The organism is Sphingobacterium sp. BIGb0116 (assembly GCF_024808035.1).
GTDB lineage: Bacteria > Bacteroidota > Bacteroidia > Sphingobacteriales > Sphingobacteriaceae > Sphingobacterium > Sphingobacterium paramultivorum.
Genome location: NZ_JANUDT010000011.1, coordinates 300595 through 312551, shown reverse-complemented (window position 1 = coordinate 312551; position 11957 = coordinate 300595). Strand labels below are relative to the sequence as shown.

12 protein-coding genes are annotated in these 11957 nt (G+C 38.1%); 8 read left to right on the top strand and 4 right to left on the bottom strand.

The features are described 5' to 3' along the window. Nucleotides 1-49: 49 nt before the first annotated feature. Together M2419_RS24165 and M2419_RS24160 are read left to right on the top strand one after the other, a co-directional pair. Nucleotides 50-664: a sprT domain-containing protein gene (locus M2419_RS24165; RefSeq protein ID WP_075991714.1), complete on the top strand. Its 615-nt coding sequence runs from the start codon at nucleotides 50-52 to the stop codon at nucleotides 662-664. Nucleotides 665-731: 67 nt separating this feature from the next. Further along, nucleotides 732-1145, top strand: a complete 414-nt coding sequence (locus M2419_RS24160; RefSeq protein WP_112374214.1) for a hypothetical protein — start codon at nucleotides 732-734, stop codon at nucleotides 1143-1145. Nucleotides 1146-1320: 175 nt separating this feature from the next. Here M2419_RS24160 and M2419_RS24155 read toward each other — a convergent pair whose 3' ends face one another. Then, the gene (locus M2419_RS24155; protein ID WP_075991712.1) at nucleotides 1321-1581 is read right to left on the bottom strand and encodes a hypothetical protein; all 261 of its coding nucleotides are present in this window, start codon (nucleotides 1579-1581) and stop codon (nucleotides 1321-1323) included. Between the two features lie 167 nt (nucleotides 1582-1748). Beyond that, nucleotides 1749-2762, bottom strand: coding sequence for a YhcG family protein (locus M2419_RS24150; RefSeq protein WP_153844971.1), 1014 nt, complete (start codon nucleotides 2760-2762; stop codon nucleotides 1749-1751). 270 nt (nucleotides 2763-3032) lie between these two features. On the opposite strand from M2419_RS24150, the gene M2419_RS24145 reads away from it, so the two are divergent. The 3 genes from M2419_RS24145 (at nucleotide 3033) to M2419_RS24135 (ending at nucleotide 5076) form a co-directional block, all read left to right on the top strand. Continuing rightward, nucleotides 3033-3632: an SMI1/KNR4 family protein gene (locus M2419_RS24145; protein ID WP_153844972.1), complete on the top strand. Its 600-nt coding sequence runs from the start codon at nucleotides 3033-3035 to the stop codon at nucleotides 3630-3632. Nucleotides 3633-3725: 93 nt separating this feature from the next. Continuing rightward, nucleotides 3726-4511: a triacylglycerol lipase gene (locus M2419_RS24140; protein WP_153844973.1), complete on the top strand. Its 786-nt coding sequence runs from the start codon at nucleotides 3726-3728 to the stop codon at nucleotides 4509-4511. Between the two features lie 76 nt (nucleotides 4512-4587). Further along, nucleotides 4588-5076 (top strand): hypothetical protein, encoded by a 489-nt coding sequence (locus M2419_RS24135; protein ID WP_153844974.1) that lies wholly within the window; start codon nucleotides 4588-4590, stop codon nucleotides 5074-5076. Between the two features lie 108 nt (nucleotides 5077-5184). On the opposite strand, the gene M2419_RS24130 is transcribed toward M2419_RS24135, so the two are convergent. After that, nucleotides 5185-6519, bottom strand: a complete 1335-nt coding sequence (locus tag M2419_RS24130; RefSeq protein ID WP_182332924.1) for an SWIM zinc finger family protein — start codon at nucleotides 6517-6519, stop codon at nucleotides 5185-5187. A gap of 4 nt (nucleotides 6520-6523) precedes the next feature. Then, nucleotides 6524-9634 (bottom strand): DUF6493 family protein, encoded by a 3111-nt coding sequence (locus M2419_RS24125; RefSeq protein ID WP_259255766.1) that lies wholly within the window; start codon nucleotides 9632-9634, stop codon nucleotides 6524-6526. Between the two features lie 95 nt (nucleotides 9635-9729). Between M2419_RS24125 and M2419_RS24120 the strand changes: the two genes are divergently transcribed. The 3 genes from M2419_RS24120 to M2419_RS24110 all read left to right on the top strand — a co-directional run bounded on the left by M2419_RS24120 (nucleotide 9730) and on the right by M2419_RS24110 (nucleotide 11905). Next, nucleotides 9730-10608: a hypothetical protein gene (locus M2419_RS24120; protein WP_182332927.1), complete on the top strand. Its 879-nt coding sequence runs from the start codon at nucleotides 9730-9732 to the stop codon at nucleotides 10606-10608. A 49-nt stretch (nucleotides 10609-10657) separates the two neighbouring features. After that, nucleotides 10658-11104: a hypothetical protein gene (locus M2419_RS24115; RefSeq protein ID WP_182332929.1), complete on the top strand. Its 447-nt coding sequence runs from the start codon at nucleotides 10658-10660 to the stop codon at nucleotides 11102-11104. A gap of 273 nt (nucleotides 11105-11377) precedes the next feature. After that, entirely contained in the window at nucleotides 11378-11905 is a 528-nt protein-coding gene (locus M2419_RS24110) for a hypothetical protein (protein ID WP_075991705.1), read from the top strand. Nucleotides 11906-11957 lie beyond the last annotated feature (52 nt).

Sequence of the window (11957 nt, the reverse complement as noted above, 5' to 3'; positions counted from 1 at the left end):
ATGTTCTCATTTAGCACTATTGACATGAATAAATCCCTATTTTTATGGCATGCAAGATTATAGTGCTACGCTTAAAAAATACATGCCTGAAGAAGCTGCGCCGATTATATCCAACTGGATTAATCATACCCGCTGCTTATTTAAGATCTCTCGTTCAAGGAGTACCAAACTAGGAGATTACCGTGCACCGTTTAAAGGAAGCCCACACCGCATCTCAGTCAACCATGACTTAAATTCCTATTCATTTCTGATTACGACGATCCATGAATTTGCCCATTTACAAACCTGGAACAAACACCAACATCGTGTCAAGCCACATGGTACTGAGTGGAAAAATAATTTCAAGGAACTGATGGAGCCCTTCCTTAAATTGAATATTTTTCCAATCGATATTAGCAGTGCCATTCATCGCTACATGGAAAACCCCGCGGCTTCAAGCTGCACGGACCTTCACCTGTTTCGCACCTTAAAATCATACGATACCGTCAAAACCAGTGCCCTTACGGTGGAATCTTTGGAGGATGGCCATTTCTTTAAACTAAAAAATGGTCGTTCATTTCAACGCATTGAAAAGATAAGAAAACGCTATAAGTGCATGGAATTAAACAGCAAACGCATGTACCTATTCAATCCAATAGCGGAGGTATTTCTGCTAGAACAATGATTTTTGACAAATACATTCATTATATTTTTATCTTTGCTAACTTAGGAAACAATTAAAGAGAGCTTTTATGTTACACTTACACTCGACTATAGCAATTGTATTATTGCTAGCCCTGGTGATATCGATCGTGATCACCCTATCAAACTATTTAGGCAACAAACCGTACAACCGTAAAATTGCTTTATTGGGTTTTATCGCATCGCATATTCAATTATTGGTGGGATTGATCTTATTCTTTTATTTAAAGTATCCATCGATGATCTCTGGCGCCGTAATGAAAGATCCGACATTACGTTTTAAAATCATCGAACACCCATTAACCATGATCATTGCTATTGTATTGATCACAATTGGTTACTCTAAAGCTAAAAAGATTGAAAATGCAAAAAAAGCAAACCAAACGGTTGTTATTTTCTATATCATCGGTTTGATTTTAATTCTTGCTCGTATTCCTTGGTCTACTTGGTCACTTTTCGCGTAGTCTGCGATAATCATACAAGAAAAGGCCTCACGATCGTGAGGCCTTTTTTTGTACCTTGTAGATCATAGAAGCATAACGGGACGGGATCGTCCACGATGAACTGAGTTCGAAAAAAGGATTAAAATAAAAAAGCCCCAGTAAACTGGGGCTTTCAAATATCTTAGTTGACTTTTAATTAGTCACGGTTTTTTCCAAATCCCAAAATTCCGAAAACGGTTTTGAATGCGATAAGTGCACCTACGATCATGGAGATGTTAGCTATCGCGGAAAACAAAAAAGTTTGTTGACCCATTGCCGCACATACATCCGGTACAAAACGGATAAATGTACCTATTAAACCTAAAGCGATCGCTACTACCAATGTTTTGTAGTAATGAGTTTGGTTCGCATTATTATCAGTTGTCTTTGGACCTCTTGGTTGTACAGTTTCTGCCATTTCAATTTCGATTTTATTCGATACAAATGTACAAAATAATCTATGTTAGAAAAATAAAAATGAAAAAAGCGGAAACACAGGGCTTTCATCTCCCAATACTTATAAATTAACTCGGTTTAGCGCGTTTAAAATTCCCTTAAATGGCGCCATACAAACACTTGAAAGTTCTACTCAGCGTCACTTTTACCTACAAAACTATTCAACTCTTTATTCACCTCATCCAGCAACTGTTGCTCTGTCGGTAGATAAAGGTCGTATTGACTTGCAACAATCTGTTTTTGATCTTCAGGAAGCGTAAATTTGACGACCGCGTCGTTTTTACTCGCACATAGCAAGATACCAACCGTCGGATGTTCATGCGGAAGCTTTTCAATACGGTCATAGTAATTGACATACATCTGCAATTGACCAATGTCCTGATGCGTTAATTTATGGGTTTTAATTTCAATGATCACAAAACTTTGCAACAAACGGTTGTAAAAGACCAAATCGACAAAAAACTCATCGCCTTCGATATGAATACGTTTTTGTCTAGCGACAAATGAAAAGCCATTCCCTAATTCTAATAAGAACTCTTGAAGATGGGCAATAATGGCGCCCTCAAGATCTTTCTCATAGTAAGCGCTTTCCCGTTTCAAACCCAAAAATTCCAGCACCATCGGATCTTTGATAATCTCCTTCGCATCGGAAGGCATCTTTTCCTTTTTCGCTACAGCCAACACACTTTCCTTATCGTTGCTAAGCAACAGGCGTTCGTATAGATTCGTATTGATCTGCCGCTCAAGCTGCCGGACTGTCCAGTTATTCTTAATGGTCTCGGCGATATAAAACTCACGTTGTTCTTCGCTCCTAAGACTTAAAAGTAGCTTGTATTGGCTCCAGCTCAATTGCGTCCACAGTGTAGACACAATTGGAAATGTGCGATAAAACTGACGGTACCAATTTAACTGTCTAGATGAAAAACCACTTCCAAACTCAGGCTGTAACTCTGCTGAAAGATATTTAATGATGTATTTTCCATAATCAGCTCGATCCTTGCCTTCCTGTTCCTGCTCAAAAATACGTTTGCCTATGTGCCAGTACATTAATGTGCGCTGATGATCGACCGCACGAATCGCATTATCTTTGGACTGCGCAATAATTGCCTTTATATCGGATACTAAAGTTTGATCGGACAACATAATTGTTTATTTTCTTGGTATTACTTCTGTAAGTGAACAATACAAAGATAACTATAAATAATTTAAATACTAAATATTTTAGCAAACAATAATTCCCTATCACATCAGATTTAATTATCCTAGTCTTCAAGAATTATTGGCTAAAATGATTCTTTTCTATACTTTTAAATTTCAGTTCCTTTTTAAAATCAACAGAATAGGAGATACGCGAGAATTTACTTTTATTCTATCATAAAGTTTGGCTAACTTCACTGACAAGAAGAAAAGTAAATGAAAATAGCTGACAATTATTTATCTGGTTTAAAGAAAGCATACTATGACAATGGTAACGAAGAAACCTGGAATCATTTTGAAAAGATTAAACATGGTGCAAGCAAAACAGATATTAAGAAACTTCAAGAAGCTTTTCCAGCAATCCCCCAGGGACTGGTCGATTTGCTCGAATATGTCGATGGGACTTATTGGAGGACTTATGCCGATGAAGAAATTGCCTTTTTCTTTTTGGGGTCTGACTTAAATGAGTATCCTTATTATCTGCTATCATCTAAGGAGATGGTAGATAATCAACATATTGCGCACACCTATTATGCTGACTATATTGACCGAAAATACGATCATGTAGAGATCGACAACAAGATTACTGATAAATCAACGGACTTAAAATGGCTTCATTTTTCCGATTGTATGAATAACGGCGGGACTTCTCAATTATTTGTAGACTTCAGCCCCTCCGGAAAAGGTAAAAAAGGACAAATTGTACGTTTCGTGCATGACCCTGATGAGTTTCGTGTCATAGCGGATAGTTTCGATGCGTATCTCCAGCTACTGATCAATACTGGTTGCAATTTTATTGATGAAGAAAATATGTAATAGTATCGAAATAGTGGTTTTTCCCTAGTTTATAAATGCGATAAAGCTAATTTAAAAAATCTATTGGATGGATTAAAACGTATAAAAAAACCAATGAATGCCTTTAAATTAAGATATCCTATTATATTGATCCATGGTACCGCAGCTGGAGATAGTAGTTTGTTTTGGGGCAGGATCCCCAAGACTTTCAAAAAAAACAATATCTCATTTTTCTATGGCAAAACCGATGGTTGGGGCTCTGTAGCTAACAATGCGCAGATGCTGAAAAGAAATCTGTCAGATCTTGCAGAAAAAACAGGTGTCACTAAATTTAATCTCATCGCGCATTCTAAAGGTGGGATCGACGCCCGCTATTTTATTTCAACTCTAAAAGGCCATCAAATGGTGGCCTCTTTAAGCACATTATCCACGCCACACTTCGGAACACCAATAGCAGATTATCTAATGGAAAAACATCTATCCGGGGATTCTGTCACAAAAAAACTGATCCAACGTATTTCTTTCTTATTTAGAGGGCAATCTCCCGCCCCAATCGAATTAATCCGAGATCTCAGTGTAAAAAAAATGCGTGCTTTCAACCAGCTCAACCCCAATATGGACAATGTATTTTATCAGAGCTTTGCTTCGACTATGAATAAGCCACAGGATGATTTATTGTACGCATTGAGTTTTAAATACCTGACGGGACTGGCAGGTAAAAATGATGGGATGGTCCCATTAGAAAGTGCAGTGTGGGGAGCCAACTTTAAACATATACATGCTTCCCAGGGTATTTCGCATGCTGGTATTACCGATATCACCCGTAACAATATTGGGAATGTACATATACCACAAATCTACTTAGACATTATTAGTGGATTAGGAGCTTTAGGATTATAACGATTAACAAATGTATACGCTATACGCGCTAATTTTTTTGATATGGTTTGGCATCCCAGGCCTATTCATCTATTTAATGTACTGGATTCTAAAAAAATCTGGCCGTAAAAAGTTGGGAACTATCGTCTCGATTGTTTTAATATTGCCTTTTCTTATGCTCACGCTATACCTACTATTTGATGATCTATTATTCTCTAAATCTGATGCAAGACAACTACTCAGCGAACACCATATCACGCTAAACGATGATTTTAAAATTATTTCCAATCAAAGTGGTGGCTTAAGAGATTACACACATCAATTTGAACTATCTATTTCCGAAAAAGACAAACAATCTTTTATCGATCAACGAACTTGGAGTGACAAAATGGATGAAAGAATAGAAGTTCATAGCTCCGCGGTAGACAGATATGAAGGTGACACGCTACGCGCCAATTATCATGACAATGATTCCTATACTTATTCCATGTATCGTCCAAATGGCAAAGGCATCACTCCAACATTTATAAAAATCTGTGTATCCAATCATAAAAACACATTGACATACGAAGAGATCTTAGACTAGTTCAACACGGAACAGGTCAAACCTCCTATCGCTTTACTTTTAAATATGTGCCCCTATATTTTGTTACTTCATACTTCGCAGCAAGTAAAGTATGAAGCAACAAACAGGTTAGCCATTCAACATCTTGACGGCAAGTATATGTTTGCATAACCCTCTTTTTCCCTGATGATTGGTAAACCAATTGCAGGTACATTGATGCTTGTCGCCCTGTATAATGACGGTATGTTGCACACCTGATCCATCCACTCTAGCTTCAATATAATCCGTTGTATTCTTAACAAATTGTACACCTGCTGTCGCAACAAGTTTTTTAGCATTTTTTAGCCTTGGGTTCAATGCCAAGATACGTTCCATCTTAAACGGTAATCGTCTATAATAGTGCTGATGGCTATGCAAATCATAACCAAGCAACCCAATAGAAGACAATGATGCTGATAGCGTGTCCATCGTATCAAAGTCGACATCATGCTCAATTGAAAGCATTGTTGGATCAAATAACTCGTTGGATTTAAGTAATCCGTTGACCGCATGTATCCATTCATCCGGAACGGCCTTAATCATATTTTCCAATACATTACCTTCGCCCGAAAATCCGCGATAACTATCTGGTGACAACGCAAGAGTCAGTCTCATTTTACCAAAGTCGGCAACAAAAGCTGCACTTTCACCTCCTTTTTCCTGATAAACAAACAACTTATCTGCGTAAGTCAGCAATCCCTCCAATAAACGCAACCGCTGTAAACCACCAATACGCACCGCATCACCTGTACTTATAGGGGAAAACACAAACCGGTTAGCCCTTTTCGTCAGATAAAATTCCCCCTTCACATTCCCTTTCGGAATGCCCTGAAATAATTGGATAAGCTGAATTTTATTTAATTCAAACTGTAACTCCATACCTGCCAAATATAATTGGACCGAAGTCAGCCCTTTGATCCAACGCGGGGGCAAAGTCACTTTCTTTTCGGTCACTTTAGCCTTATCGGTACTAATGGCAACCTCATTGCTTCCTACTCCCAACACCATCTTTTCGGTTTTCTTGACAGCATTTAACGCATTGAGCATCGGCTCATTGAAATCCACATTGGTTGTACCACTCGTAATAAACTCCCCATCAATAGCATCTTCCAATAAATCCAGGCGTGCATAAACACCATTACAGGAAGAAAAGCCCTCAAAACGAATCTGATTGGTACCAGCAGAAACGATAGGATCCCGTAAACTCGGAGGTACGGGACCAAAACTTGACTGCACTACTTTCGACAAGGTCAACAAACATTTGGATGTCAGTAAAGGATCCGTCAAACTCCCCCAAAAGAAACAAGGTACGTTGGCGATTTCTGCCAATTCCGACTGATGTGCCAATACCAATTGCTGTATGCCCGATTGTTGGGTCAGTTGTGAATTTCTTGCATAGCTAATCGCTAAATCTTGCTCTGCCATATTGTTATTTTCTTATTTTTTTCAAAATGGATTGTAAACTCTTATATATTTCCAGCTTCTCAAAAACCTGTTGAAGATCATCCGGAAAATGATATTGTTCCTTGTTCATCAAATCGTAATAATATTCGACGATTTTCTTAAAATTGGTCGGCATTTTTTCAGCAATGATGTAATGCGCAAAAGCCGCATCCAATAGCTGCAACAAAGCATTGTTATGCTTCGAAGATATATCGCGACATTGCTCCAACACTTCAATACAACGGCCAATCGGACCATACCCATTGCTCAGCAACATTCCCAATTGTTCACCTAATACAGTGGTGTCCAATCTATTTTCGTTAACTGCAGCCAAGATGACTTCAACAGCCATCGCGCGCACCTCCTTCTCTTTATTGAAGAGCGAAGTTGCCAGATATAGATTGGACTGTTGATCAAAACGGAAAAAATCGTACAGCATCTCTTGCAGATAGGCTGCCGAAGACTTTCCACCGATATCGCTTTTGCTATTCAGCCCCATCGTTAAAAACATAGAAAGACTTTCTGTATTCTGTGGCATCAAACTATGCATATAAGGGACATCTGCCCTATATAAATAATAAGACAATAAAACATCGTTCCCACGGTTGAAAATATCTTTGTGATACAAAAAGGTATCCGTTCCTAGCTTGTATGGGGGGAAATGATAGGTGAGCTTATCTCCGTTATATACCTGCTCGGATTTTCTAGTCGTATAGTTATAACCGTTATAATAGGTCGGTTCTATTTTCAAGACCGGACGGAATGGCTGTCCAGCGAAAGGAATATCCGCCAAAGGCTCTTTGTTAAATTCTTCAAAATAGGTATCACGATGATGCGTGCGCGCCACTGTAGCCCATACACCAATCCAATTGAACTGATCGGAATCTTTGGAAGACAATAAATTTCTAACCCAAGATTGCTGCTGAACCTTCATCGGATTCAAACCTAGGGCATAGCTGATCACATCCTGTACCTGCTGTTCCTTTATTTGTTTTATCAGTACTTCAATTCCTTCCAGATCTTCACGGACAGTACGGCTCAGTGCTATAGACAAATCCAATAAATTGATTCTCACTCCTGCTTCCTGGTAAGCCAAAATACGCTTAACGAGAATCGTCGGCGCGATCCAAAATGGTCGATGTGTCGGCAGACTCAAAAGTGGCAGGCGGATACCATCAATCCGATAACGTTGCAATAGCTCCAATTGGCTGCCCATGAGACTGACCCATTTGGAGTAATTGTGATACCGATCCTTATCTTTATATACTACCGTGGGTTTATAATACATATTAATGAAGGTCCCTGAGAAATGATTGTACCAGGAAGATTCGCGATAAGCTCCTGTTAGCTGTTTTATATAAGGCTCCAGCTGGATCTGATAGTCTGAGGGAAAAACAGCTGTCTGTTGCACCCAGGCATTCATTAGGATCTCCACCTGAATGGGGTCGGAACCTCCGATTACCTCCCCTACCTTGAAAAATAACTCGTTCCAGGTCTGTGGATAGTCATAAGCTTCGTTCAGGTAACGAACTTCTGTTGGCTGATAAATATATTGCTCTGAAGATTGACCATTCAGCTCTGCTAGGATTTCGGCTTCAGAATATCCATCCTCTTGCAAAAGATGCTTCAGGTCAACAGCCACTGAACCCATCATTTGGGCTTTATATAACTGAAGCTTACCGGAAAGTTCTTCTGAAGGCTCTGTCTGATTTTTTAAGATGAATTTACTTGCTCTTTCCTGTAACTGTAGGTCCGAAATCATAAATAGATCCGCAGCCAGGGAAACAAATCGCTCCCGCCATTCCGGTTTTTGTTTCAATAGCTTATCAAATTGAATCAAAAGAGTTTTAAGACTTGTCTTAATATCACTCCGCATAAAGATAGGTTCGGCCCAATCTAAAAATTCCTGTAACTGGAAATCACGATGCGCTAAGAATGGTTTTAAATACTCAACCACAAAATTGACCACAGCACTATGCTCAGCATGCAATAAAGGGAAAAACTGTTGCTGATATTCAATAACTGTATTCTCGGAAAGCTTCATCCGCTCAATAAGCTTTCTGAAATAGCTTTTTAGATTATTATTCCAATTTTTGGTTTGAGCTTCGAGCGCTCCAGTGATGATGAGTACCGGATCAATTTTTCCGTTTTCCAACAACGTATCGAACACTCTATCCCATAACAGTTCATTGACTACATTCTGATAGTTATAGTCCCAATACCTACTATGAACGCCCGTTTCATATTCAAATACCAGAGGAATATCCCGCTGGATCGTCAATTCATCTGTTGTCAGCAGCTCAAAAAACTTTTTGGATTCATAATTATTAAACCCAGAAATTGAACTTCCATAAAGCTCCGGTTCAAAATCAACATGCCCCATTCTCTCCAAAAAACGGAGATTGTCGTAATTAATCTGCTGCCACTCATTTTTACGAACTAACTGTAATAAATATCCGCCCAACCAATTGGGCTTCGCATAGGCAAGGATCTGTATCACCTCCTTGCTCCGAGCCTGGTTCAAAAGTTCATAAAAAATATCCCAATTGCCGGCATCGGAGCCGGAAAATGTGGCGAGCGCCAGTAATTTTACTGTACGTTGTTGCTCCTTCGTACCCCGTGTCCCCCAGTTGTACTGCGTCTTATTTTTAAATTCAGGATCTTTGGAGAGATCACTGTAGTCGACCCAATATCGTTTGGCTACACGAATTTCTTTTTTTAAAATTTCCAGGTTGCCACTGGAATATTCTTCCAGAAAAGGGATGATATCTTCCGTCCTTGCCTCTTTAATAAGCAACTTCAGAGCTGCTACCGCTTCTTCTTTTCGCTGGCTGGCAGCCGTTGGCTGTCGAACAGCGGATCCTTTATCCTTGCTGTCTGCATCTACAGCACCATCTTCAGAATAGCCCTTTTTGGTCTTCTCTGCAATTAATTTATCTGCATCTTTAAGACAGGCTTCCTCGGAATCAAAGGTTTTACTTTTACTTTGTCCAGCGGTACCGTTCCGTCCATAGGTGACTGTATGAGTTGCTCCCGCTGTTTGTATTTCCCAAAATTTATCCGATGTACCGTCTATGTATTTTAAGTGCTTAAACATTATTTATAACTGTAATATCAATTATTTCGCTTACTGTTTAAATATAACGAAAGTAGAGAAAAAAACGTATATTGACATTAAATCACAGACAGATCATGCGTATATATTTCCTATTCAGTTTTTCACTACTATTAGTTACTTTAACGTCAGAAGCCAAAATTTCAACAGCGGAAGAGTATACCCGAATATGGTCCGATCCCCCTTCTAATAATATGAAAAAGTACATGATTAAAATGGCAATTTCAGATGGGCTAGATAAAAACTCCATAAAAATAGAAACCGATAGCTGGGGAGAAGTTGTTCTTTCAGACACATGGAGAAATACCATTAAATTTAGACGGGGTAGCCTGGGTGAATATACAACTGTCAATAAGAGTGGTATTAAACTGACCATAAAAGAAGATTTTTCAGGAAATATTGTTGTAAAAGATGAGAATGGAGATAAAACTACTACCAGAAAAAATAGCAGCGGCGATTTTGATATCCCCGATCTAGACAGAAGTTCATCTACAGTTTTAAAAAATATACACGGTAATTTAGAAATACATGATGAAAAAGGAAATGTAAAAACTGTATCAAAAAATATTTCTGGAGATCTCGACATCCGAGATAATCAAGGTAATAGCTCAACGATATCCAAAGATATTTTAGGAAATCTGGAAATTCGAGACAACAAAGGTAATTCAAGCCGGATAACAAAAGATATTCTTGATAATCTCACTATCGAAAATAGCAATGGTCAACGTACCACAGTGAGAACTGATATTCTAGGGGGTAAAACGATTGAAGACAATAGCGGAAATCGAGTTTCAGTTAGAAAGGATATTTTAGGAAATTATGATGCGAGTGACAATAAAGGAAATCGGGCTTCCGTCAAGAAAGATATCCTTGGAAAAATAACTATTGATGATCCAAAAGGTATTCTAAATGACGCAGTGAAATTGCAATTGATCCAAGAACTTTCAAAGAACTAAATTTTTCTGGAAATTAGCCTATTTTATAAGTGAATAATCCAACATTACGATGGACCAAAATATTATAGATGAACTAACAAAACACCCTGAAATCTCATACCGAAGACCAAACGCGAACGAACTTCAAATATTAGGCACTCCCACTCAGGGCTTTGATATTACATTATGTATTGACGTAAGAGAAAATATGCTCTTTTTTGACCACTTCCATTGGCATTCTGATAATACAGAAGAGGAAATAGATGAAATGTTAAATCAGATTACCTATGCCTTATTTGGGGTTATTAGGATAAAGGAATTTTCCAACAACAAACGACCTTATAAATGGGTACTACAAGTCCAAGATCAGAACGGTAACTGGTGCGATGATCAAACGATGGGAAAAATAAACAAGTTTTTGGGGGAGCCTGAAATTAGATATTTCCAAAATATGATCTTAACAAAAGACACAGATAAAAGCAATTCGTATGCTTTACCCAACGAGGATAATACTTAATTTACCCATAGAAGAAAATAAAAGGAGGGTTAACTGAAGCAGGAGATAGTACCTTCTTCTGAGGAATAATGAAAAACCCTCGAGCCTATTTACAAAGGTTTCAACATTCGTATAGTTAAAGATTTTCAAAAGAAAATTAAAATCCCTAAAATTGCAGTCTCATTTCAAGGAAATCGGATTCAGCATATTAATGCTACTGATCTTCCAAACGATATTGACGCTACGGAAATAGGCCCTAAAAAGGGAAATAGCGAGTTGAATAAAAATAAAACGATGAAAAAGATTATATTTTTTCTATTACTGATACCTTTTTGGGCGGCTGCTCAAGAGCAAAATATCCAAAACTTTATCGTAAAAGAAAACCTTTCCAAAAATGGAAAATTAGCTGTAGTTGCATTGGATTCACTTGGAAACACCAATGAAAACATCCATGGCAATTACCTATTTACAATCAATGGTTTCTCGCAAGCACTACAATTTCATGAGGGTGTCGCTGTCCCTAATCAGAAAATTGAGTCATCAACATTTGTATTCTTTAGCCATAAGAATCAACAAACTTCCAAAGGTCGCTTATTTTATATCTATAAGAGCGATAGCGGACTCTCTCCTTTTGCCATTAGCGGATTGATGTTTTTGATTATTCCGGCCATTGTATTAGGAATAGCTTATATGTTTAAAAAAGTGATTATGACAGCGATCGCACTGGCTATAGTTTTCTTTTTATTCAACCATTCACAGGGTTTAGACTTGAGTAAAATTTTTGAATCTATATTTTCAAGTCTCAAAAATCTCATCGGTTGACAACACAATCTCTTGGGAAATCACATCAATTGATGTGATCAAAGTAAATCAT